Raw genomic sequence first — 23,333 nt, 5'->3', positions numbered from 1 at the left:
AAGTTAACTTGTTCAACTACCAAACAACTGGCCTTACGGCGGCGAAACATTCGTCGTGAGGTCTTTCCGGCGATCATATCTTAAAGGTTATACCTGTTCCCATTCCGAACACAGTAGTCAAGCTTTAAGAGCCGATGATAGTGCCCACCAGCGTGAAAGTAGGTCTTGCCGGATTTTTAAAAACCCCTTTGAGTTTTCTCAAAGGGGTTTTTTTATGCGCGCATGGGTTTCACAACTTGGTTGCGGTTGTTGCTGTGTTCAATTCTAGCCTTATGCTTCTCAGTTGTGTCTGCCGCGAGCGTGGGTCGAGAGTTTCTGTTAACCGTGCATCGGTGTACCGGATTGTTGATGGCTTCTCCGCTCTGCGAAGTAGATGGGGCAGCTGGATGCTGGAGGTGTCGTGGTAGTATCCTCGATGGTTTCGGTTGCTACCAGGTACGCAATCTTCTTCGGTTATGTTGGCCGGTTGGGGTTAGCCACGGTTGCTGCGACTATCCCGCGGCATGGTCCAGACTGATTCCAAACATACTTAGTGCACGGGTTTATACGTAGCCTCTGCTTTCATTGGCCTGGGCTAGCTGATCGCGCATAGAAAGAGCCACGGTCAATGGGATGATCCGTGGCTCTCGAAGGTCGTAGTGTTTCGTCGAAGTACGGTTCAGTCTCCGCTACGGCCCCATCGTTTAGGCAGGGTGATGGCGTAGAGAATCACGACGGCACCCACTGCAAGCATGACCCAAGGGAATCGCTCAGTTGGTGTCCAGACTTTTGTAGTTTGTGCCGGAGTCACTCCTGGGTCGATGAACTCAACGGCGCTGGAGTCTGCGGCCGCATAGACCGTTGCGGAGTCGATGAGCATCGTTTCGACGCCCAAGATGACCATCATGATTCCGACAGCAAGAAATAGACTTCTCCACATCCGATTGCACTCCAGTTTTCGTCTGTTGTAAATGTAGACGTTGGATTGAATCGGCTTGCACGTGGCTCGAAGGTGAGTGTTTGGTTTCTAGCCGGTTTGATTGCGGTCTTTTGATCTTTCGTTTCAATCGCTACAGCAGGTGCTGGGCTTTGACTTCTAAGTACTGATTGACCATGGGTGCACTCAGTTCATCGGGGAAAGCATCGACGACCAGAACGCCTTTGTGACGAAGACCAGACAGCACTTCTTCTCGCCAGACAAGCATTTCGGCTGCGGCCGCGGCCCGGTACGTCTTCGTATCGTCGAGTATTGTCGGGCCGGTTTGATTTCCGGCAGCCTGCAGGACTTCGGCCGGGTAGTCGGCTGCATCGAACATTTCGCGATCGCGAAGGACAACCGCCAGAGGTAGGTGCGTGCCGGTAAGGTTCGATAGATGATCTGCGACAACCTCAGCGTTAACCTCATCGACAATGTTAGTTGTCAGCGTGACCAGCGACCTTCGTTTGCAGTGTGAGTTGAGGTACAGGAATGCCTGGTCATAACGAGACTCGACCATTCTTGGGAATTGGTCAAATCCTGCTTGGAGCAGGCGATTCATTTGGCTTGCCCCGCCCCGTGGTGGTAGGTAGGCGTGGATTGTGTCGCTGAAACAAATCATTCCGACCGAGTCGCCCTGATGCAGGGCCACATATGACATCATCAGGATCGAATTGAGTGCGTGGTCGAGCAGCGAATATCCGTTCCGCTGGTTCGTCATCATTCTTCCGCAGTCAAGCAGGAAGATCAGGCGTTGGCTTTGGTCGCTTTGAAATTGCCGGACGGTGAGCTTGTTGCGGCGGGCAGTGCTCCGCCAATCGATATGTCGATAGTTGTCGTCTCGCGTGTAGTCCCTGAGGCGTTCAAAATCACTGTCCTGTCCGACTCGTCGTGTTTGCCGCACTCCGATCAGGCTCAAGCGATCCGTTCTTGCCAGCAGCGCATAGTCCGACAATTGTTTCATGTCAGGAAAGACATTCAGTTGACTGTGGAGCGGTCTGAAAATGTGTCGTTGCCACAGACCCAGCGGGCTGAACAGTTTGAGGTCGATTCGGTCCAGGTGGAAAGCACCACGGCGGTGAGGAGTTAGTTTCCGTCGGAGTTGCAACTGAAGGCCGGGGGGCAGATCCAGCTGGTGTTGAACTGGTTCGGAAACAAAATATTCGGGCACATCATCGCGAATATCACCACGCATTCGCATTTGCGTGTGGTTTTGAATGTTGAGCGAGCAATCCAGTGGGACCCCCAGCGAACTTGTTCGTGAAACGGTTCGTTCGATTGTCAGCCCGGCACTCTGCATGCGTTTAGTGGCAATGACCAGTAGCAGACAATCGATTGCCGTGATGGTGACGATCACGCCATCGAACAACCCGAGCAGGACCAGCAGATTCGGGAAAAAGACCACCCCGACGCTGATGACGACGCTGGCTCCGATCATCGCGACCCAGCGACGGGTCGGGTAAGTTCGCAGCCAAAGTGCCGCTAAAACCAGAGGCAGGCTGGCCAGCACCAACAGCAGCCACGGCCATTGGCTCGCAATTTCGAACAGAGCTTGAAAACGTTGTCCGAAGCTCATGGATGCTCGGTCAGGTTGGAGAAAACAGAGGCGTGCGTCACAGTATTCAGCATTCTATCACGCGGGTGGCTGGATCGTGGCCGTCGAATCACCTTGGTAGCTCGGAGGTGTTTGATCAATGACTCCAAACGCCGATATCAAAAAGCAATAAAAAAGCGTCGCCGACGAGGAACAGAGTCCCGGTCGACGACGCGTAAGATTGTTTGGAAAAGGCGTTGCGAGCCGATTCAGACTGAGCTGCAGCTACTTTACTTCGCCTGCCTCGGTGATTTTGATCAATTCACGAGTCCGGCCAGATCGGCTGCCTTGTGCTTCGACTTTTTTGACGACATCCATGCCTTCCAAAACTCGACCGAAAACGACGTGTTTGCCATCTAGCCAAGGTGTTGCATCCACGGTGATGAAGAACTGCGAACCATTGGTGTTGGGACCAGCGTTTGCCATGCTCAACAAACCAGGCGTGGTGTGTTGGAATTTGAAGTTTTCGTCAGCAAACTTGGCTCCGTAGATGCTCTCGCCACCGGTGCCATCTCCTGCGGTAAAATCACCGCCCTGCAGCATGAATCCGGGGATCACGCGGTGAAATGCGCTGCCTTCGAAATCCAATGGCACGCCTGATTTTCCGTCGCCTTTTTCGCCAGTTGATAGGGCACGAAAGTTTTCGGCGGTTTTAGGAACATCTTTGCCGAACAGTCCAAAAACAATTCGTCCCGCTGGCTCGTCGCCGATCGAAACATCGAAATAGACTTTGTGAGTGACTTCGCCCTTGGCTGGATCAGCGGCAAAGGACGAGGAGGCAGGGCCTGCAATTAAACCGAAGGTTGTGATTCCAACCAGCGACAAAACGAAAGCACGAACAGTCATGGCAAACTTTTAAAGGGAGAATGGTGGGAGCCACCCGCGAAGGGCGGCTAGTCTTGCTCACATTGAACCAAATCCGCCGGATAGTCTCCAACCCCACAACGCATTCGCTCGTCCGGTGACGGTCGAAAGCGGCGAGCGGTTGAGACCTCGGGCCGTGAATAGATGGTCACCCTGTCTGACGCACGAAAGAGCGGACTGGTTTGTTAAAATGGAGGCCTGAATTCCGAATCCCTCGTGAATTGTGGTGATCTGAGTGATTTCCACGGACTCCAAGAGCGACACCTTGATTGAATTTCCACAGTACGGGATCTATCCGCGGTGGCCAGAAGACGGTCAGGGATGGATCCACCCGGATGACATCTCCGTTGTTTCGAAACTGCTGCCAAGCGAACGTGTCGTCCGGCGAGAATCATTCGATGGCACCTACTATCACTGTCGCTATGGAAAATGGACGTTCCGATTGCGACCGGCTTTGTGGTTGCAAATCAAAGCGGAAGACGTGGATGTGGGAGATGAGGTCGAAACCGTCGGACTCGGTCTGGAGCGAGATCTTTTTGTGGGGGAAGTGATCGGGATGTACTACGTTCGTCGCAAAGGACGGATTGCATACCGATTGAGGCGGGCAGACCAAAACATGCCACGCTTGTTCCTGCGAGAGCACATGCGTTTGCTTTCAGAAAAACAAAGAGTTCGGCAGGGTGAGATCGAGCATCCCACACCGAAGTGGGATGGATCGGGCGATCGAATTGGATTTTCGGATTGATCGCCAACCGAATCACGGTTTGAACGAGCGGAGGGATATCGCGACTGCCTACTTCTCGGAAAGTTTGACGACCCGATCGAACTGCTTCTTGGTGACTGGTTGAACCGAGAGTCGGCTGCCTTTCTGTAGCAACACCATGTCCGCCAACGGACTTCGAGCCTTCGTGGCTTCTTCTCGCAATTCAGCCAGGGTGACTGGGCGATCAAGTTTCTTTTCCAGTTTGATGTCGACCATGAACCAGGTTGGAGAATCGGGATTGCTCTTTGGGTCGAAGTAGTTGCTCTTTTTGTCCCAGGCATGGTGGTCGGGATAGCCTCCGCGAGAGACCGTTGCCAATCCAACGACCGCGGGAGTTTTGCAGGCCGAGTGATAGAACAGAACTCGGTCGCCTTCTTCGATGTCGTCCCGAAGCAAATTGCGAGCTTGGTAGTTGCGGACACCTTCCCAGCAGGTGATTTGGTCGGGTTGTTCGACCAGGTCATCGATGCTGAACGTGGTCGGTTCCGTCTTCATCAGCCAGTACTTCATCAGTTTGCTCGAGGTGTCGTTGGGTGCGGGTGTTCGGTTGAGTCAATTTGTGCGGGCACGGTGATTTTTCGTCGAATTGTTTCGGAGGTGTGTCGATAACTCAAGAAGACGCACTGCAATTGTGTGTCGATGAAACGAATTCGTCTGCTTCCGCACGATTGCGGCTGCTTAATTCAGGCCATGGAAACGGCCTTGTATCCGTTTTCCATGCGCGGTCTCGTGTTTCACGCGAGGTCACGCCATCGGCTTGAGACAAATATGAACGTCGACGCAATTCACACCGCATTGGGCATCGCATTCACCGCCGTTTGGCTTTTTGTTGGCCAAATCATTGTTGATAGCCATTGAGAATGCCCCGATGCGTGGGCACCGAGGCATCTCGAAGAAGGCTGACGATTATTCGCCGGCCTTCGCTGATTTGGCTTCAATCACAATTCCCACGTGGGCCGGGGGCTATGCCTAATCGTTTCTGCCAACCTGCTTGGAATTGAAAGCAGTCGGCAACTTTACTCTGGTTTTGCCAGGCTGTAGGCGACGATTTCTTGGTCGTTTCGAATGAAGACGGTTTGATTTGCGTAGGCAGGGTGAGTCCATACCACCGACCTACCAAACGCTTCTTGGGTGGGTTCGATCGCGTGGAACCGCCCATGCTCTTTAAATCCATCTTTGGAAAGCGTCGCGATCATCAGGTCGCCGTTTTCAGAGAAAACAAAGAAGCGGTTGGAATCACCGATTCGAGTCAGAAAAGCAGTGCCGTGTTTGATGAATCGCTTTTCATCCGGTTTGGTGGCCTGGAAGGTTGACCAAAGACGGTCGCCATCTTTGGCATCAAACGCAATCAACTCGCCGACGTTGCAATCGGTTCCGTAGACCACGCCATCGATGAAGACAGCTGGGCTGTTGCTGGAAAACACCGAGTGATCCCGTTCGCCGCGCCAAAGTTCGTTGGCGGCGGTTGCGTTTTCGTTGAGCTCAAACATCACCGATTCGGTACGAATTCCACTGGCGTAAACCCGATTGCCCTCAATGGCGGGGATCGCGATCGACATGTCGAACATCGGACTGAGTTCAACGTTCCAGATCGGTTCGCCGCTGAGCAAATCCAGACCGTGGATGCCGGTCGGGGAAAACACGAGCAGTTGCTTTTGATCGCCCTGCTTCAAAATCGATGGAGCACAGTAGCCGGCGTTGCTATCGAGTTGCTTCCAGCGAACTTCGCCCGTCATTTTGTCAAACGCGACAACGCCTTGTCCGTCGCCGCCGACCATCGTGTAAAGCAGGTCGCCTTCGATCAGCGGATGCGCAGAAAAACCCCAGATTGGAACTTCGGCCGAGAAGTCTTTGGGAAAGTTGCGGCTCCAGATCAGTTCACCATCAGTGACAGAGAGACAACGCAAATCGCCCTCACTTCCGAGGATATAGACTCGATCGCCGTCGATGGTGGGAGTGCATCGTGGGCCGGCCGGATACGAAATGCTGTAGGGACGTTCGTACTCGTGACGCCACAATTCTTTGCCGGTTTCTGAATCCAAGACGATCAAACGTTCGTCACCGGTGAGATCGGCTCGTTTTCCGGGATCGTTGAACGCTTCACCTTGGCGTTGCGCGTAGTCAAATACAAACACGCGTCCATCGGCGACCGAGGGACCGGCGTAGCCACCGGCGATCTTGGCTCGCCACTTGAGTTGCAATCCTGATTCCGGGATCGAGTCGATGATTCCCGATTCACGATAAACGCCGTCGCGTTGATCACCCAACCAACCAGACCAATCATCCGCGGAGGCGATTGGAATCGCGACGGCGGCCAATCCGAGGGCAAGCACTGTCGATCGAGCGACGGAAACAAACTCGATGGACGAGTTTTGGAAAAGAGAAGCAGCACGCATATTGTGAAGTCCGAGAATTGGGATGGGAACCTTTGCGTACTATATGTTCTTTTGCTGATCCAAACCGCTTCGTCTCACACCTCTACTGATCCGAGCCAAATGCGATTGATTTTGATGCGTCACGCGAAAAGTGACTGGGCTGACGCGAAATTGTCCGACCATGAGCGGCCACTCAACGATCGCGGACGCCGTGACGCCCCGAGAATCGCTGGATGGATACAGGACAACGGTTGCCGGCCAGATTTTTTGTTGTCATCTGATTCCAAGCGGACTCGTGAGACGGCAGCGTTTTTGAATTCGCGTTGGGAAGCTCCCGTACCAACCTGTTTTTCATCGGATCTTTATTTGGCTACCGCATCGTCGATCTTCCAAACCATTCGGACGACCGAAAAGTGGTTGTCCGATGAGGACGGTTTGCCCGAGGAGCATCCGCAAACCCTGTTGGTTTTGGGGCACAATCCGGGAATCAGTGCGGCGGCCAGCGAATTGCTTGATCACGCTTGCGGGTTTCCCACCGCGGGACTGGCTGTTTTCGAATGCCAGATTTCCTCTTGGTCGGCGGAACTTGGCCCAGAGAATTGCCAAGTCTGGAAAGAGATGCGGCCGAAACAACTTCCGTGATCGATCTCCTTCAACCACTGGCCAATCGCTTGGACATCTTTTTCGCGGACCCGATATCTCGCTGCGTGTTGTTGGCTGCTGTCTTGCTCGCTCACTTTGGATTGCGACTGACGTTTTACAACCGATTGAATTCGATGGGATGGAAGCGGGCGACGATCAAGCGAACCGAGAAGATCGCTTTCGCTGAGACATGGCTCACGCCGTTGGTTTTGGGCTGGGCATTCTTTCAACCAATCTCAAGCTGGGTGCGCGGCGAATCAAGCTTTGAAATGTTGCCCCTAGGATTGCTCGCCTACGCCGCGTTCTGTCTTGTGTTGGGTGGCTTGTTTGGATTTCTTTGGTTGCTGTGGCGACCGGTTTGGAGAATCCAACACGTCCCGGCGAAACGCAGTGTCGAGTTGCACGACGTGTCAAAGCAAACCGGACGGACGTTGGCACGGACTCGCAAGTGCCGATGGGCGGCGAAGTTGCCGATGAACCAGATCTTCGAAATGGCGGTGGAGGAGATAGAGTTGCCCGTCGTTGGTTTGCCGGAGCAACTGGACGGGTACAAGATCGCTCATCTGTCAGACATTCATTTGACTGGGCAAGTCGCACCTGACTTCACGGCTCACGCGGTTTCGATCGCCACGCAGTGGTCGCCGGACTTGATGGCACTGACGGGCGACATTGTCGACAAGCAACCTTGTGTTGCTTGGTTGCACGATTTGTTTTCGCCCGCACGAGCGAAGGACGGTTGTTACTTTGTGCTCGGCAACCATGACACTCGTGTTTCGGATCCAGACGTGGTGCGGGATCGAATGACGGACGCCGGCTGGATTGACGTTGGCGGGAAGATTGAAACGGTGTCGCTGCGTTCGGTTAAGTGTCAGTTGCTGGGCAACGAGTGGCCTTGGTTCACTCGGCCGGATGTTGCTGTCATGTCGGAGAGCACTGTGAACTTTCGACTGTGTCTTTCCCACAGTCCCGATCAATTCGATTGGTGTCGTCGGAACGGGGTGGATCTGATGTTGGCTGGTCACACGCATGGCGGGCAAGGTCGATTGCCGTTGGCCGGTCCGATCTTGAGTCCCAGTTGGCACGGCAGTCGTTGGGCATCGGGAGATTTTTATCGATCGCCAACGACAATGCATGTTTCGCGGGGACTCAGTGGAGTTCACCTGTTGCGAATTCGTTGCCGGCCTGAGTTGTCGCTGATCACACTGCGCTGCCCAGGTTCGTAATCCGGAACACGATCTCCGTCGCCGGATCCACCAAGAATTCGGATCATTGAATCAGGCTCCTCCCACCCACCTCCATTATGAGCGATCCTTACGCGTCTTCCCGCACTACCGAGGATTCGCGGAAGACTTTGCTGCGAAGTACCTGAAACAGTAGTTTGTAAGGCAGCACATTCGAACTGGTTCTATCGTCGACCCGCGTCATCTCTGATTTTTGCTGAACCACAACCAAGACCATCACTAACAAACCGAACGCAGCACAATCACAATGACCTTGTGATCACTGACGACGAGCTTGCTGTCTTTGGTTCGTTGCGCACCTGACTCTTTTCTCGACTCCAGATTGATAGGCCGCTCGATGAAAATACAGAAGTTCATGGCCGGAGTGCTTGCAATTTTGGTTGTATGCTTTGGTTGCACTTCGGCTTTCCTGTGGTTAAAAGTCCGCGACGCCAAAAAAGAAATTGACTTCCTCAGCAGGCAGAACGAGATATTCAGACTGGATAGGGCTTCCTTTGCTCACCGGTATTTCGCGTTGACTTTGCTGCTTGATCCTGAGCTGCAAGCCCACGTGTATCTGCCGACAGAAAACCTTCCAGAAGAATTGGAAGACGAAAGCATCCTCCGAATCAGTGATGTCTACGAAGACGCTCTGGCGGCGGTCTCAATGTACCACGAAGGAAAGAATCTCTCTTATCCAGAGATAGTCGCTGTGCTCACCGACGAACTTGCCAAGGCTGAGCAGCGGTTGTCACGGGGGAGTGAAGAGGGCCAATGACATCCGGACGGTGTGCGCGTTCAGGCGATCGAATCTGCTGGTCATGAAGCTTTGTGATCCACTCATTGCTTCGTCCACTACGATTTGATTTCTACTTTTGCGAAACGAACTTTTCGAGGGATCGATCGAGCAACTTGATCGCCGCGTCGATGTGATCGTTGGTGGTGATCATCGGTGGCGGCAAGAAACGCAAGCGAGCCGGTTCGGCTCCGCAGAGGAATCCGAGCAAGCCTTCTTCGAACATCAAGTTCATCAGCAACTTGGCGTGATCGAGTGTGCCTTTGCCGGGTGTGAACACGATCATCATGCCTTCGCCAAAAGGACCTGAAATCGAACCGGGGTATTTCTCGGCCAGCTTTTGAAGTTGCTCGGCAAAGTAGGCGTGGCGTTTCATGTTTCCGCCGTCGGCACCGAAGCAATTGGTGGATTGCAGTGCATCTAGCGTCGCCAGTCCAGTCGAAATCGCCGAGGTCGATCCAGTGAACGTTTGACTGAGGATCGGTGCCTTGGGGTGGAAGTCATTTCGGTACAGCGTCGCGCAGACCTGAGTGATCTTGCCAACGGTGACAATGTCGGCGAATTGGTCCAGGCCGTAATGTTGAAACGCAAATGGTCGGCTGGTTCGCGAGAACGTTTGCACCTCGTCGAAGATGATTGGCACACCGGCTTCGCGAAGTGGCTCGCACAATGCGGTGAAGAAATCGTGGCTGCCAGGGTAGTAGCCGCCTTCGCCTGCGATCGGTTCGGCCCAGAATGCCGCGTGTTTTCCTGGATAGCGTTTGAGCAATCGTTTCAATTCATCGACTGCCCACCGCTGTGATTTTTCAGGATGGTCCGGATGCAGGAAGGGCAAGTAGTCGACTTGGATCGCTTCGGGCAAACCGTTTCGATAGGCGGGCCGGTCGGTCAAGGCTGCTAACGCGATCGATCGACCGGCGAACGCATTGTCAAACGCGATGATTCGGTCGGCGGGTTGTCGGTGATGGAACGCGAGTTTCAAGGCGTTCTCGTTTGCCATCGCGCCGCTGGTGGAAAGCAACACGTGTTCGAGCGGTGCTCCCGATTCGGAGGCGAGCGAGACGAGTCGCTGCATCATTTCGACACTGGCCGGGTTCTGCTGCAAGTTTCCCTGCATGACCGTGTCTTCGATCGCCGCATCGATGCTGGCCGAAACCAGGTCGGGATTCGAGTGACCGCCGCCGTGCACGCCGATTCCACCAATGAAATCCAGTTTGACGCTGCCGTCGGCCAGTTCGACGTAGGGACCGTTTCCGAGTCCGGACGCGAAGTAAGGCCAGATGGGTGGGCCGCCTCGAGCGGAGGTGAACCCGTCGATCAGGGATTGGTAGCTCGCCGATTGGTCGGGATCGCTGGGTGAAACATCCGTCATGGAAGCGGAATGATCACGCATTGCTTCGGCAATCAATTGCTTGGCTTGTGCGATCCGGGGGTCCTGACGAAGTGATTCGGCGTGAAGCATGTTCAAAAGCGATTGGCGAAAACGGTATCAAACGCGGGGGATCCCCGAGCTACAACAGAGAGCACGCATCTTGGTTCCCGGTTCGGTTCTTGGCAATCACTGCGCGACGATCGTTGCCGATCAGGGCGGAAAAAACTAAGCTCTGCGGATTGAATTCTGTTCCGCCACTTGTCTGCCAAACTGCATTCCTATGCCTCAGCCTCGCGTTCTCGTCCTGCGTGCTCCCGGTACCAACTGCGATGTCGAAACCGCTCATGCCTTTGAGTTGGCCGGTGCGGTCGCCGAACGCGTCCACGTCGGGCGATTGATGGAAAACGCGGCTTTGGCGAGCCGCTACCAAATCCTCTGTTTGCCCGGTGGATTCAGCTACGGCGACGACATCGCCGCCGGCCGAATTCTGGCGACTCGGATGCGACGGCACCTGGGTGACTTGATGCATCATTTCGTCGACAGCGGCGACAACTTGGTGCTGGGGATTTGCAACGGGATGCAGGTGCTGATGCGGTTGGGTGTTTTGACCAGCGGCGTCGGGCAATTGCAAACCGCGGGCGGACCCGCTGAATCGGCAGACGACTCCATCCCACCCGCCACTTTGACCTGGAACAATCACGGTCGATTCGAAGACCGCTGGGTGAACTTGGCCGTCGACAAAACGCCTTGCGTGTTCCTGCGAGACATCGAACAAATGTATCTGCCAATGGCTCACGCCGAAGGCAAGTTCATCGCTCGCGACGCGGAGGTGTTGGAAGAGCTGCGATCGGCCGGACGACTGGCTTTGCGATACTGCGAACCATCGGGCGAGATCCAATCCGAAACGTTGCCGTTCCCGATCAACCCTAACGGTGGTGATGCCAACGTGGCCGGAGTGTGTGATGCCAGTGGCCGCGTGTTCGGTTTGATGCCGCACCCCGAGCGTCATATCGATGCGACTCAGCATCCGTATTGGACTCGTCGCAAAGAGCAACCCGAACACGGCGAAGGATTGCAGATGTTCCGAAACGCGGTGGAGTGGTTTGCTTGAGTGAGCCCGTGGCGCCCGTCGAAGAGTCGGAAACCCGGTTCGCGTTTGGCAAGAACTGGGCGTCGTTTTTGGATCGGTTTGACACCGAACGGCTGCAGCACGCAACGTCTTCATTGAAGACGCTCTTGCAGGCGGAATCACTGGCAGGCAAACGGTTCCTCGACATTGGATCCGGCAGCGGTCTGTTTTCACTGGCCGCTGTTTCGATGGGCGCCGAAGTCGTCAGCGTGGATTTGGACGACGACAGCGTGGCTTGCACACGGGCTCTTCGTGAGCGAGCGGTCGCGGAGAACCCGACTGTGGCTGAGCAATGGCAAGTTCACCAAGGCTCGGCGCTCGATGCGGAGTGGTTGACTTCGCTTGGAACGTTTGACGTTGTCTACAGTTGGGGAGTGCTCCATCACACCGGCCAAATGAATGTGGCGATCGAGGCAACCTCATCGGTGGTCGCACCTGGTGGTCAGTACGCGATTGCGATCTACAACGATCAAGGTGGAGGGAGCCGACGATGGTTGCAGATCAAGCAAGGTTATCATCGCCTGCCTGCCTTTTTACGCCCGGCGTATGTCGTTCTGGTCGCAGGTTGCTACGAACTGAAATTCGCACTCGCGAGGCTGGCCCGAGGCCGCAACCCGCTGCCGTTTGCAGATTGGCGAGCGAAGAAGTCCGACCGCGGCATGAACGCCTGGCATGACTGGGTCGATTGGATTGGTGGGCTGCCGTTTGAAGTCGCCAAGCCCGAAGCGATCATTCTCCCGCTTCGCGAAAAAGGGTTTGTGCTCGACAACCTCACGACGGTTGGCTCCGGATGGGGATGCAACGAGTATGTGTTTTGCCGTTGCAAATGAGGCGACGGATTCATCGCCGTAGGCCATGTCTCACATGGCGCTGGTGATTGACCGTTTTGGTTTGAACTCGCGAAGGTTGGTGGACGCCTCGCTTTGTTCCAAAGCTTCGGCGTGGTCGCCAGGTGAGACCTGGCCTACAACTTCAAGCGACGGTCGCGGGATTTACGACTCGTCGGAGAGTGGGCTGCGGGAGGGAATGAGCAGGCCCGCGGCGATGAAGGCGAACTGGGTGGCGAAGAAGATCGCCAGGTTTCGCAACATACCTTCAGTGAAGCCATAGCTGTGCAGGCCAATGCCAAGTTCGTTGGTTCCGAACCAACTCCAGGCGGTGATGATGTTGCCGCCAATGGCAAGGATGGCGAACCCGCGAGCTTTGACCATCCCGTCCCAACGAGCGTGGAGCATCAAAGCATTCCAAATCACGATCAAGAGAGCTCCATTTTCTTTCGGGTCCCAGCCCCAGAAGCGACCCCAGGAATCGTCGGCCCAAAGCCCGCCGAGCACGGTTCCGATGAAGCTGAACAGAATGCCAAAGCAGGAGGCTCCGTAGACACAGCGGTACAAATCGCGACGGGCTCGATCGCTGGCGTTGATCCAACCGGAGATCAAATACCCGATGCCGAGCAGACCAGCGACAAGGGTTGCAACGTATCCGAGCGAAACGCTGATCACGTGCGTGCTAAGCCAGAACTGAGTGTCCAGCACTGCTTGCAGGACGCCCATCGTTTCGGCTTGGCCAACGTTCAGCGTCAGGTTGTAAGCGACTCGCAAAGTCATCATGCCAGCGACGGCGGCGAGCATGTTGCCGGTGCCGTAACGGAAGATGCGTTCGACCACCAAGCCAAACAACACGGCTGCCCAGCCGATGAAGATCGCCGATGAGTAAAGATTGATAACCGGAGCACGACCGGTGATGTAGACGCGAGACAGGATCACGATCGTGTGAATGATGAACGCAATTGCGATGGTTCCCCAAACCGCATTGCCCAGTCGTGGTGAATCGATTGCGAAATAGATCAGTCCCAAGATGATGGCCAGGATATAGAGCCCCGTTGCAATCGCGGTTGGATTGGCGGCACCTAACCATTGTTCCAGTGAAACGGCAAAGTGGTCGTAGCCAGGAATGTTGTAGGCTTGGACTGCGGCCAAATGGTCATCGAGAGCTTGGTTGAACGCAGCAGGATCGCCCTCGCCATATTCTCGAATCAATTCACCGAAAGTGCGAATGCCAGGTTGGCTGTCTTTCGGAGCGATGCCGTTCTTGGCCATGTCAAAGAATGCGGGGGCAAAAGCGGTCCAGTCGGCTTGTTGTTCGCTGTTGGTGGCCAGTTCCATTGATGGTGGAATGATCGCCGGTGCAGACATTTGAGCCAAGCTATTCATCTGCCGCTCAAGTTGGCGTAGAGCCACCAGTTGCCGCGTTTGTTCGCTGGTTCCTTCGGGGAAGAATTTTGCTGGAATGTCTTCGGGCACTGGCAAACGCATCGCGGCGGCAACGGTGTACTGCCGGGTTCGCATGTCCAGTTCGATCGCCTTCTTGTCCTTGAAGTCTTGATCTAGCGATTCTTTTTCACGAGCGTCCTCCACCATTTTCGTGAATCGTTCGAGGTTTTTACCGATTTCGTCCAGCGAATAGAGTTTGCTTTCTCGCCGGTCTAGATCCAGTTCGGCACGAATTTCTTCGGCATCAATGCGGAACATGGGCAGGTAACGCAGCGCCGGTTCGTCGACGGCAACCTCCATCAACCACTGCACCGCGGACAACTTTTTCGTTTCAACTCGATCTTTGATTTCGCTTGGTGCGGCATCCAGCGGCAACGAATCCTTGTTGGTCATTGCTTTCATTGTCTGCCGTGCATAAGCGTCGAGCGGCATCACTCGGCCGCCGTACTGCACTGGCACCTTGCCAAGAGCCGCCAAGTCAAATTCGCTGGCTCGGTCAGCCGGTTTCAATTTGTTCTTCAGAGAGACACTGGGGGCGAGAATCACGGTCACCAACGCCGCGACTGCAGCGAGGTACACGATGACGGGCAAGTTCTTCCGTGAAGCCGGTTCGGCGGTGACCTCGATGCCATCTGCAAATTTGGAAGTGCCAGCGGATTCCTCGCTGCCAAATTCGGCCAACGCTCGCTCGTTTTCACGTCGTCGGCGAGAGATGAATCGAGTGAGTGTTCCCCAAAAGTGAACCAACATTCCAAGTCCGGTGATGCTGCACGCGACATAGGGAATCAGCCAACCCGAGTTGCGGACGACCTGGATGCCGGTGAGCTCTTTGCCACCCGGCAACGTTTCATAATTCGATTGGTAGAACGTTTCGCCACGATAGCGAAGCGGGTTGTTCATCCAGACTCGTTCCTTGCGGTCTTCGCCAGTTTCGCTGTCGACGATTCGGATAAAGGATGAGAAATCACGTGGTGTTTGGGTGTTGCTGTAGGTGACTCGTCGAACGTCTTCGAGCTGAACCCAGTACGGTTTGACTTCTCGGTGCAAACGCAATCCGAATTCGTATTCTTTGTCGCCCACGGTGATGGAATCGAATGTGTCTTTGGAAGTTCCATCAGGGACCAGCATTTTGCGATCATTGATCGACTGGCTGACCAAGAAGACTCCGAGTGATTTGTCGGATTCTGGTTCGATCAACTCGACGTAAGCGGCGGGGATGTTCATCGCCATGTCCGCACCGCCTGACTTGCTCCGCTCAGCAGCGGAGACTTGCAGACCGATTCCCTTGGTTGCGGGTGAGTCGTCCTGGTAATCTTGGATTCCTGCATTTTCAAAGTATTCGAGTACCTTGATTTTGACGGGCAGCGACTCGTTCTCGATCGTTGACTCGTTCGAGGCCGCGTTTACCAATCGCTGAGCCGGAACGGCGACGACATTTTGGACGTCGTCTTCGGTGTGGATGAACTGAAGTTCGATTTCGTCCAAGTTCACGAACGTGTTGGTGGATTGCCCTTCAACGAGACTGAGGCGTTGTTCCGTCTGGCGGTCACCGAAAGCAAACTGGCCGACCATCAACAATCCAACGCCGAGGTGCAGCAGCACGTTGCCGCCCTGTTTGCCAAACGCCAATTGGCATCCAACCAGCATGATCAGACCGGCGCCCACACCCTTGGCGAGTTGCCAGACGATTCGAAGTCCTGGATCGCCGATGCGAGTTCCGGTAAACAAGCAATACAGCACGGTCACCGCCAACGCTCCGGTCGCGAAGTACGTCAACCATCGCAGGATTGGGAGTTTGACGGAGGATGCTGTCATGCCCATTGCAACGGTTCCGATCGACAGAACCGCCATGACGACCGACCACAATCGATCGTAGGACAGCCAGCTGGGCGGTGTGCCTTGCAGTCCATCGTCGTTGTGTCCGGTAAAGACAATCAGTCCGGCAACCAAGATTCCCGCAACCAAAAATGCCAATCCGGCGGCCAAGCGACCGCCGCTGGCTTGTAATCGGAAGCGAGTGATCTTGGCTGCTATCAGGTTGACCATCAGCAGCATCCCGAGTAACGCCCCGCCGGGGAACCGCCACACTAGCAGATCTACCTCGCGACCTTCCCACAAAGGCACGATTATTGAAAACGGTTCTTCGTGTCGCACAAACGCTTGTGGGAAGAAGTCGTCCAAGTGCAACGGAGCGATCCACGACAGGAAGTATCGTTGCTTGACCTCCTGCATGTTCATTTCATCTTGAGCCAACGTGCCGACCAAAACGAGCACGATCGACATCGCGAACAGAGCGACGGTGAACTTGAGCGATCCTGCCAACGCGAGCAATCGCGAAGGGGTTAGCCAATCCGCGATGGTTGAGACGCGATCGTCCGTTGCGTGGGTATCGTTGGTGACGGATGCCATCGGATGACTCTTGTAAGGGTGGGGCGCCAAATGAGCGGCGGTGAGGGCAGGGCGTGTGCTTTGAAAGTCAGTACTTCAGGGACTTCAAAAAACTTCGCATCGCTTCGTCTTGGTCCGCGATCACTTCAGCCGGACCGACCATTTTAATGAACAGGCTGAAATCGTTTTCGAGCGGCACGATCGTCGCATCAATCGAAGATGCTTGGTTGTCGTCGCTCTTGTCTTTCGGATGAAGAATGAACCGCTGGGCGTCGCGTCCCGCAACGGTCAACTTCTCGGCCGATTCCAGGGCTTGGTCGACATCTGCGTCGTCAGGTTGTCCGCCGTCGACTTGTCCCATCCATCGAGCCACGTTGCCTCGCAAATCACCACCGGCAGAAATCACCGTGATCTCCGCGGAGGCTTCTTCGGGGCCAGCATTGAACGCCGCCATTCGCATCATGCTCATTCGGCCGTCTCGCCATCCCTCGGGCCGGTCAAAGTCGAGAGCGGGATCGGATTTGGGTGCGTTGTCGCTGGCGGACTCTTTCGGGAACGCTTTTTCTTTTGCCGCTGGCATCGATGCTCCGCTGGCTTTGGCTTGTTCGATCGCTTCCTGTGCATCGCGTGGCAAACCAGCGTGCGGGTCCGATGCGGGCGCCGCATTGGAGGCTCCGCCTGTCATGGGGCCGCCAGCCATCGAGGCAAACGGTGCTCCGCCGGCCATCATTGGTGGGCCGGCGTCCGAGGCGCTGCCGGTGACGTCGACCCAGATCGCAGGAACGTCGGCAAACTCTTCTGAGTCCGCACCCGACCAAGTCATGGTCTCAGCCGCGGCCCATTCCTTTTGGCTTTCAGACAGTCCCACCTGCTTTCGCCAGCGGTTCACGTTCATGACAACGAAGTCCGACCAGTCATCCATTCGAGAGAGCTGCGAAACACTGAGGTCAAGTTGCTGAACAGGCGTGTTGATGTCATACGAGGCGAATCGCATCGTTCGGTCAGCACCTTTTCGCCAGTCCGCAGGGACCGAGTCCAAGTTTGGTTTGCCGTCTTCAAATTCGACGTTCTCAACGAACTCACGAAAGGTGTCGTCGATCGAGTCGACCGCTGATTCGCGACCCATGATCTTGAAGAACCAAGCTTGGTCCTTCTGTGGCAGAATTGCGGCGATCGTGCGAGTGTCTTCGGCGGCCAAGACCGCCGGCATTTTGGTCGGCACTTGGTAGGTGACGATCGGTGCTTCTTGCGAGCATCCAGCCAGGATGCTCAGCAGTCCAACGCAGAAAACGCTGGCGAACATCGGGACACATGACGTCCGGCGGAAATCAGACATGCGACGAAAAGGGGACGACATAGGTGGGACGACGAAAAGTGTGGGAAGGTGGGGAGCAGCCGTTGGGGGGAATCTGTGAAACTGCCGATCACTGGCAATTTTCAGCAGGAACGCTGTTTCTAACCGCCACTCATCATGGTGACTGATTTTCACGCGAATCCAAGCTCAGATTAACTGCTATCACTGTTGAAACGCGACGGCAGTCCGATTTGTTCTCACTGGGAAGTCAATGGACCGCACCGGGGAACGATTTTCGACGGATAGAAGCGACAAAGCGTCGCGGGCGAGGAATCCGGCGTGATTCCGAGACCAAAGTCGGAATCCTGCGGAAACCAGACACGGAAGAAGGCCGGACGGCGTTTTCCGCACTTTGACGGGCATCCGCAGGCGCCAGGCAAATTTACGATTTGCAACTGTCGCTTCAACTTTTTCGATTTCCGCGTCGGATGCCTTGTCCCCAATATTCAGATCGTGTTTCACTCCGCGACGACGCGAACGACCACGCCTTTGAAGGCCGGTGTTTTGCTTTGCGGATCGGCATAGCGTGCGACCAAAACGTTTGATTCGGGGTAGTACATCAAAGCGTTGCCCGGACGGATTTTCTCGTATCCACGCGCAAGGATGCCGGGCATCGATCCGACTTCGTTTTCGACGGTCACGCGTTGGTCGTGAGTCAGACCGAGTCGCTGCAGATCATCGGGATTCATCAGGATGATGTCCCGCCGATCTTGGTTGCGGTACAGGTCTTCCTCTTCGTAAACGACTGTGTTGAATTGGCCTTCGCTGCGTACGGTCATCAGCCGCAGTTCATTTTCAGCAGTGCCCTTGAGGTCGGGGATCGAGTGGCAATGCATTACCGCTCGTCCGTCCTCGGTGCCAAATTGAGGTTCGTAGAACGTGCGCCCGTCGATCTGGAACTCTTCTTTGGTTTTGTCGATCGAGCTGATCTTTCCGTAGCCAGGCACAACCCGCCCGATCCAGTCTCGGATCGTGGATGTGTGGTGCATCTGTTTCCAATCGATGCCTTTCGCGTCGGGAAGCAATCGTGCACCCAACGTCGCGATAACCTCAACTTCGCTGCGAGGACCGGGCAACCGTCGAGGGCCGCCGTCACTCAACCTGACGAAGTTGAACATCGATTCTTGCGTGGTCGGTTCGGGTTCTTCGTCGCGTGCGAGGACGGGCAAGATGATGGTTTCCTTGGCGAGCCCGTGAGCATGTCCCGTGTTCATCGTGGTGTTCATCATCACGTTAAGATCGAGATTCGACAGGGCTTCGCCGGCGAAGGTTGCATCCGGGTTGGACCCAAACAGGTTGCCACCCAAGCAGAACCCGGCTTTGATCTTTCCCGACGCGGCGTCTTCCATGCAGGCGAGCGTGTCGAGGCCTTCCGTGGTGGGAAGTTCGACGCCAAAGTGTTCTTGCAACGCGTCAAAGATTTGTTGCTTGAGTTTTGGTGTGACGCCGACGCTGCCGATGCCCTGCACGTTGCTGTGCCCGCGAATTGGCATCAGGCCACTGCCCGGGCGTCCGACCATGCCGCGGCACATCGCGAGGTTGGCGATCGCTTGGACGTTTTCAACACCATGAGCGTGGTGTGTGATTCCCATCGTCCACGAGAACACCGCTCGTTCACTCTTGGCGTACAACGCTGCGATCGATTCCATCTCGGATCGGTCTACACCCGATTTGCTTTCGAGTTCTTCCCACTCAAACGCTTGCAGTGCGGCGAGGTATTCTTCGTGACCGTTGCAGTGGTTTTGCAAGAACGGCAGGTCGATTTGGTTGGTCTCTTGCAGCGATTTCGCGATGCCCCATAGCAACGCCAAGTCACCACCGATGTGTGGTTTGATGTAGTGCGTCGCAACCTTGGTGCCTTTTAGCAACGAGATCGGATCGCTGGGAATTCGGAACGTGACCAAACCGGTTTCTTCGACCGGGTTGATGACGATGACTTTTCCACCGCGACGGCGGACGTGCATCAGGCTGGTCATCAGCCGCGGGTGGTTGCTGGCTGGGTTGCCGCCAATCAGGAAAACGCAGTCGGATTTCTCCAGGTCTTCAAGCTGGATTGTGGCCGTTCCGCTGCCGACGCTGCTTTGCAATCCAACTCCGCTGGCTTGGTGGCAATAGAAGCTGCAGTTGTTGACGTTGTTCGTTCCGTAAACACGAGCGAGCAACTGCAACAAGAAGCCGGCTTCGTTGCTGCTGCGGCCGCTGAAGTACCAGAACGTTTCTTCGGGCGACAATGAAGCGAGCTTGCCAGCGATGGTGTCGAAAGCTTCTTCCCAGGTGATCGTTTCGTAGTGCGAGTCACCTTGCCGGTAGCGAACCGGATGGATCAACCGACCAAGGTGTTCGAGCTCGCGAGGAGTCATCGCCGCGAGTTGCTCGACCGAGGTCTTTTTCCAAAACGGTGGTTCGATGCCGGGCTGCATGTCCGCGACCATGGCCTGCAAACTCTTTTTGCAGACTTCCGGGAAGGAACCCGTTTCGTTGACCATCCCGCCTTTTTGGCCACCCATGCCGACCGCGCAGGTCTTGCATGAGTTTCGAGTCCGCATGGCTTTGTAGAGCTTCCAAATGCTGCCGGTCTCACGCCCTTTTTTGAACGTGTACCAAATGGCTCGGAAGCCACCGCCACTGCCAACTTTCATCGAATCGACTTTCAAGACCGAGTGGGGAGTGACGAATCACGCCGAGTCAGGTGAATACCATTCATCCAACAGCGATTGCAGCGTTTCGACCTTCTCCGGTTGTTGATCCGCCAGGTTTTCGTTTTCGTGCGGATCATTCACGACATTGTAGAGTTCAGGCGATTGCTTCGTCATGCGACTTGATGGATCAATCAACTTGTATTCGCCCTGAATGACCCAGCGGTACTGCAAACTGGGGGCTGGATCATCCATCGATTGAATGTCGTGCTCGAAAATCTCTCCATAGATTGCGTCACGCAGTTCCAGTTCATCAGAGTCTAAGACGTCGATTCCAGGCAGACCTTCGGGGACCTCAAAACCAAGCAATTTTTGTGTGGTAGGAACAACATCGATCGTGGACGCCAAATGGGTCGTGTCCATTCGCGGTTCAATCACGCCGGGCAATCGGTACATGATTGGCGTGCGTGTGCCGCCCTCGTTCGGACTTCGTTTGCTGCGTGGTGCGTAGCGACTCGACGTGGTTTGGTTGATCCAGCCGTTGTCGGTGACATAGACGACCAGTGTGTTTTCGGCGAGCGAGTGCTTCTCGAGCAAACCCAAGAGGTCACCGCAGGTTTCGTCAAACCACTCGCACATGGCCCAGTACTTGGCCATCGGCAAGGAGTCCGTTTTGTCGCGGTATTTTGCTAGCAAACGCTCCGGCGGATTGTGCGGTGCGTGCGGCAAGAATGGTGCGTACCAAAGATAGAACGGTTGCTCTTTGGCTTGGGTGTCCGCCAAGAATTCATCGATGACCTGCATTCCTTCTCGGCCAATCTTCAGGCCTTGGTCACCATGGCGACCGTCGCGGGTGAAGTCGCCATGTGTCATCGCGTCGGTGAAGCCCGCACGAGATGGTTTGCCTTCCCACCATTTGCCGGTTTGCAAGCTGCGATAGCCATGCGGTGCTAGCAGTTCCGGATGGCAATCCAAGTTGTCGACGTGCTGCAGGTAGTCCATCCGGTTTTTGACGTAGGCCGGTTGGTTGTGCGCCGGTCGACGCTCGCCATTTTGCATTCCTGCCCACGGAGGATCATTTCCAACAACACCATGTTGGTGTGGGTAGAGTCCGCTGATGATGGTTGCCAGCGATGGACGGCACAGGCTGACGGGCGAGTATCCGCGAGTGAACGTCAGGCTTTCCTTTGCCAGACGATCCAAGTTGGGCGTCTGGATGTGGGGATGGCCCATGAACGAGTAATCGTTCCAAGCTTGGTCGTCACTGAGAATCACGACGACGTTGAGCGGGGCGTCTTGCGCGGAGGCGGGTTCGCTGACAACAAGGGCGAGGCACAGTGCCGGCAATGCCAGCAGAAAACGGTGGGGAGCGTTCATGGTTGGTGGGGCATGATGGAGGTGGGAGTCACTGATCCGAAAAGTATTCCTTCGGAAAAGCGGCTTGGGGAGACTGGTTCGCGTCGCGACGTGGGAACCGTGGGCCGTGATCTTCCAGCAAAGGCATCTCCATGCCGGTGCTGTTCTTCAACAGTTGCCACAATTGCTGGTTCAGCGATTCGACCCGATCAGCATACCTCGAATCATGGATCAAGTTTTGCATTTCGCCGGGGTCTGACTCGAGATCGTAGAGCTCGTCTCGATCCCACAGCCCGTGGCAGCGGATGTACTTGAATTGACCGCCGATGACCGCGTGAAGCGTTGGCGTGTGCGGGTAGTTTCGTTCCCAGTAGTACTCGTAAAGAAGCGTGCGATCTTTCAGGGCCGATGAGTCGCCAGAACAGATCGATTGCCAAACGCTTTGCCCGTTGATGTTTTCTAGATCCGGAGCGTCGGCTGCTTCCAAAAGCGTCGGAGCGATGTCGATGTTGCCAACCAGCCCATCGAAGCGAACGCCCGCGGGAATCTTTCCGGGAGCGACGACCAGCAGCGGCACCTTCGCACTGGCTTCGTAGGCGGTGCGTTTGTCGATCAGTCCATGGTCGCCGAACTGAAAACCGTTGTCGCCCATGTAAACGACGATCGTGTTTTGATCGAGTTTTTGCTGTTCTAGAAACTCGCGGAGTTTGCCAACGGAATCGTCCACGGCCAGCAGCGATTCGCAATAACGACGGTAGTAGACTTCCGGGCTGAAGCCGGGCAGGTTGTAGCCAAAATCAACTCCGTGGCGACTGTTACGTTGGTTGCGGACCCACATGGGTTTGTCGCCAGCTTCCATCGCTTCGGTAGTCGGGATTTCGATCGGCAACGGTTCGTTGTCGTATCGGCCGCGATGCCGATCGGCGGGGACGAAATCCGCATGCACGGCTTTGTGGCTGACATACAAGAAGAACGGCTTGTCAGGGTCGCGTCCGTTCAGCCAATCGAGCGAATATTCGGTCAATTCATCTGTGATGTAGCCGCGTTGTGGAACGCGTTTTCCATTGACATTGAACCCGTCGTAGGTGGTTTGAGGCACTTCGCGAGTGGTCCCGTGACCATCGGGCCAATACGTGCCTTGGCCGCGAAACGATACCCAGTGGTCAAAGCCACGTTGCGGATCATCGATGTCGCCGCCCATGTGCCACTTGCCAATGAACGCGGTTTGATAGCCAGCGTTCTGCAGTGATTCGGGGAAGAAAACCAGGTTCGGATCCACCGCGTGGTAGTTGTCGACAACACGGTGGTTGTGTGCGTATTGCCCGGTCAGGATCGACGCTCGACTGGGTGAGCACAGCGACGTCGTCACATAGGCTCGGCGGAGCATTGCCCCGTCGCGAGCCATCGTGTCGAGGTGAGGTGTTTCTAGGAACGGATGCCCAGCAACACCCAGGCAATCGAAGCGATGGTCATCGCAGAGGATGAACAGGATGTTGGGTTGGGGATCATCCGCTGCTGCGCGACTTGGGACGGACGAGGCGGCAGCACAGAGCAAAAAAAGCCCAACCACGAAACGGATTCGCGATTGGGCTGTGGTGACATCAATTTGCATTGGG

At 55.4% G+C, this 23,333-nt stretch carries 17 protein-coding genes and 1 rRNA gene; 7 read left to right on the top strand and 11 right to left on the bottom strand.

The window, feature by feature from the left end; all coding sequences use genetic code 11:
• Window positions 1-65 precede the first annotated feature (65 nt).
• A 5S ribosomal RNA gene (gene rrf, locus CEE69_RS26110) occupies window positions 66-174 on the top strand.
• Between the two features lie 484 nt (window positions 175-658).
• Here the strand turns inward: rrf and CEE69_RS26105 are convergent.
• The 3 genes from CEE69_RS26105 to CEE69_RS26095 form a co-directional block, all read right to left on the bottom strand.
• The gene (locus CEE69_RS26105) at window positions 659-886 is read right to left on the bottom strand and encodes a hypothetical protein (protein WP_008658974.1); all 228 of its coding nucleotides are present in this window, start codon (window positions 884-886) and stop codon (window positions 659-661) included.
• A gap of 163 nt (window positions 887-1,049) precedes the next feature.
• On the bottom strand, window positions 1,050-2,531 hold the full coding sequence (locus CEE69_RS26100; RefSeq protein ID WP_099263527.1) for a DUF58 domain-containing protein: 1,482 nt from the start codon (window positions 2,529-2,531) through the stop codon (window positions 1,050-1,052).
• 243 nt (window positions 2,532-2,774) lie between these two features.
• Window positions 2,775-3,395 (bottom strand): peptidylprolyl isomerase, encoded by a 621-nt coding sequence (locus tag CEE69_RS26095; protein WP_099263526.1) that lies wholly within the window; start codon window positions 3,393-3,395, stop codon window positions 2,775-2,777.
• A 283-nt stretch (window positions 3,396-3,678) separates the two neighbouring features.
• Here CEE69_RS26095 and CEE69_RS26090 point away from each other — a divergent pair, with 283 nt between their 5' ends.
• Window positions 3,679-4,158: a DUF6960 family protein gene (locus tag CEE69_RS26090; RefSeq protein WP_099263556.1), complete on the top strand. Its 480-nt coding sequence runs from the start codon at window positions 3,679-3,681 to the stop codon at window positions 4,156-4,158.
• A 48-nt stretch (window positions 4,159-4,206) separates the two neighbouring features.
• Here the strand turns inward: CEE69_RS26090 and CEE69_RS26085 are convergent, their stop codons facing one another.
• Together CEE69_RS26085 and CEE69_RS26075 are read right to left on the bottom strand one after the other, a co-directional pair.
• Window positions 4,207-4,686 (bottom strand): EVE domain-containing protein, encoded by a 480-nt coding sequence (locus CEE69_RS26085; RefSeq protein WP_099263525.1) that lies wholly within the window; start codon window positions 4,684-4,686, stop codon window positions 4,207-4,209.
• Window positions 4,687-5,192: 506 nt separating this feature from the next.
• Window positions 5,193-6,572, bottom strand: a complete 1,380-nt coding sequence (locus CEE69_RS26075) for a PQQ-binding-like beta-propeller repeat protein (protein WP_099263524.1) — start codon at window positions 6,570-6,572, stop codon at window positions 5,193-5,195.
• 99 nt (window positions 6,573-6,671) lie between these two features.
• On the opposite strand from CEE69_RS26075, the gene CEE69_RS26070 reads away from it, so the two are divergent.
• The 3 genes from CEE69_RS26070 to CEE69_RS26060 all read left to right on the top strand — a co-directional run bounded on the left by CEE69_RS26070 (window position 6,672) and on the right by CEE69_RS26060 (window position 9,191).
• Window positions 6,672-7,193 carry a SixA phosphatase family protein gene (locus tag CEE69_RS26070; RefSeq protein ID WP_099263523.1) on the top strand — a complete coding sequence of 174 codons (522 nt, stop codon included), beginning with the start codon at window positions 6,672-6,674 and terminating at the stop codon, window positions 7,191-7,193.
• A complete protein-coding gene (locus CEE69_RS26065) occupies window positions 7,190-8,416 on the top strand; it encodes a metallophosphoesterase (RefSeq protein ID WP_099263522.1) in 1,227 nt (408 codons plus the stop codon). The genes CEE69_RS26070 and CEE69_RS26065 overlap by 4 nt, the downstream gene beginning before the upstream one ends.
• 355 nt (window positions 8,417-8,771) lie before the next feature.
• Window positions 8,772-9,191 carry a hypothetical protein gene (locus CEE69_RS26060; RefSeq protein ID WP_143549338.1) on the top strand — a complete coding sequence of 140 codons (420 nt, stop codon included), beginning with the start codon at window positions 8,772-8,774 and terminating at the stop codon, window positions 9,189-9,191.
• Window positions 9,192-9,282: 91 nt separating this feature from the next.
• Here CEE69_RS26060 and CEE69_RS26055 read toward each other — a convergent pair whose 3' ends face one another.
• The gene (locus CEE69_RS26055; protein WP_099263520.1) at window positions 9,283-10,671 is read right to left on the bottom strand and encodes a class-III pyridoxal-phosphate-dependent aminotransferase; all 1,389 of its coding nucleotides are present in this window, start codon (window positions 10,669-10,671) and stop codon (window positions 9,283-9,285) included.
• 190 nt (window positions 10,672-10,861) lie between these two features.
• Between CEE69_RS26055 and CEE69_RS26050 the strand changes: the two genes are divergently transcribed.
• The gene (locus tag CEE69_RS26050) at window positions 10,862-11,692 is read left to right on the top strand and encodes a phosphoribosylformylglycinamidine synthase subunit PurQ (RefSeq protein ID WP_099263519.1); all 831 of its coding nucleotides are present in this window, start codon (window positions 10,862-10,864) and stop codon (window positions 11,690-11,692) included.
• Entirely contained in the window at window positions 11,680-12,540 is an 861-nt protein-coding gene (locus tag CEE69_RS26045; RefSeq protein ID WP_099263518.1) for a class I SAM-dependent methyltransferase, read from the top strand. The genes CEE69_RS26050 and CEE69_RS26045 overlap by 13 nt, the downstream gene beginning before the upstream one ends.
• A 162-nt stretch (window positions 12,541-12,702) precedes the next feature.
• Here CEE69_RS26045 and ccsA read toward each other — a convergent pair whose 3' ends face one another.
• The 5 genes from ccsA to CEE69_RS26015 form a co-directional block, all read right to left on the bottom strand.
• Complete coding sequence (gene ccsA / locus CEE69_RS26040) at window positions 12,703-16,392, bottom strand: cytochrome c biogenesis protein (RefSeq protein ID WP_099263517.1); 3,690 nt, start codon at window positions 16,390-16,392, stop codon at window positions 12,703-12,705.
• A gap of 67 nt (window positions 16,393-16,459) precedes the next feature.
• Window positions 16,460-17,707 carry a dihydrolipoyllysine-residue succinyltransferase component of 2-oxoglutarate dehydrogenase complex gene (locus CEE69_RS26035; RefSeq protein ID WP_099263516.1) on the bottom strand — a complete coding sequence of 416 codons (1,248 nt, stop codon included), beginning with the start codon at window positions 17,705-17,707 and terminating at the stop codon, window positions 16,460-16,462.
• Window positions 17,708-18,183: 476 nt separating this feature from the next.
• The gene (locus CEE69_RS26025) at window positions 18,184-20,379 is read right to left on the bottom strand and encodes an FdhF/YdeP family oxidoreductase (RefSeq protein WP_099263514.1); all 2,196 of its coding nucleotides are present in this window, start codon (window positions 20,377-20,379) and stop codon (window positions 18,184-18,186) included.
• A gap of 21 nt (window positions 20,380-20,400) precedes the next feature.
• Window positions 20,401-21,738, bottom strand: a complete 1,338-nt coding sequence (locus tag CEE69_RS26020; protein ID WP_099263513.1) for a sulfatase family protein — start codon at window positions 21,736-21,738, stop codon at window positions 20,401-20,403.
• Window positions 21,739-21,766: 28 nt separating this feature from the next.
• Window positions 21,767-23,329, bottom strand: coding sequence for a sulfatase family protein (locus CEE69_RS26015; protein ID WP_099263512.1), 1,563 nt, complete (start codon window positions 23,327-23,329; stop codon window positions 21,767-21,769).
• Window positions 23,330-23,333 lie beyond the last annotated feature (4 nt).

The sequence above is a fragment of the Rhodopirellula bahusiensis genome, from assembly GCF_002727185.1.
Taxonomy (GTDB): domain Bacteria; phylum Planctomycetota; class Planctomycetia; order Pirellulales; family Pirellulaceae; genus Rhodopirellula; species Rhodopirellula bahusiensis.
This window is presented reverse-complemented; position numbering and strand designations above follow the sequence as displayed.

Bases quoted from the DNA above. Each gene is read 5' to 3' on its own strand.
- CEE69_RS26085 (WP_099263525.1), bottom strand. From the start codon at position 4,686: ATGAAGTACTGGCTGATGAAGACGGAACCGACCACGTTCAGCATCGAT.
- CEE69_RS26035 (WP_099263516.1), bottom strand. From the start codon at position 17,707: ATGTCTGATTTCCGCCGGACGTCATGTGTCCCGATGTTCGCCAGCGTT.
- CEE69_RS26015 (WP_099263512.1), bottom strand. From the start codon at position 23,329: ATGCAAATTGATGTCACCACAGCCCAATCGCGAATCCGTTTCGTGGTT.
- CEE69_RS26105 (WP_008658974.1), bottom strand. From the start codon at position 886: ATGATGGTCATCTTGGGCGTCGAAACGATGCTCATCGACTCCGCAACG.
- CEE69_RS26095 (WP_099263526.1), bottom strand. From the start codon at position 3,395: ATGACTGTTCGTGCTTTCGTTTTGTCGCTGGTTGGAATCACAACCTTC.
- CEE69_RS26070 (WP_099263523.1), top strand. From the start codon at position 6,672: ATGCGATTGATTTTGATGCGTCACGCGAAAAGTGACTGGGCTGACGCG.
- ccsA (WP_099263517.1), bottom strand. From the start codon at position 16,392: ATGGCATCCGTCACCAACGATACCCACGCAACGGACGATCGCGTCTCA.
- CEE69_RS26020 (WP_099263513.1), bottom strand. From the start codon at position 21,738: ATGAACGCTCCCCACCGTTTTCTGCTGGCATTGCCGGCACTGTGCCTC.
- CEE69_RS26050 (WP_099263519.1), top strand. From the start codon at position 10,862: ATGCCTCAGCCTCGCGTTCTCGTCCTGCGTGCTCCCGGTACCAACTGC.
- CEE69_RS26100 (WP_099263527.1), bottom strand. From the start codon at position 2,531: ATGAGCTTCGGACAACGTTTTCAAGCTCTGTTCGAAATTGCGAGCCAA.
- CEE69_RS26055 (WP_099263520.1), bottom strand. From the start codon at position 10,671: ATGCTTCACGCCGAATCACTTCGTCAGGACCCCCGGATCGCACAAGCC.
- CEE69_RS26075 (WP_099263524.1), bottom strand. From the start codon at position 6,572: ATGCGTGCTGCTTCTCTTTTCCAAAACTCGTCCATCGAGTTTGTTTCC.
- CEE69_RS26060 (WP_143549338.1), top strand. From the start codon at position 8,772: ATGAAAATACAGAAGTTCATGGCCGGAGTGCTTGCAATTTTGGTTGTA.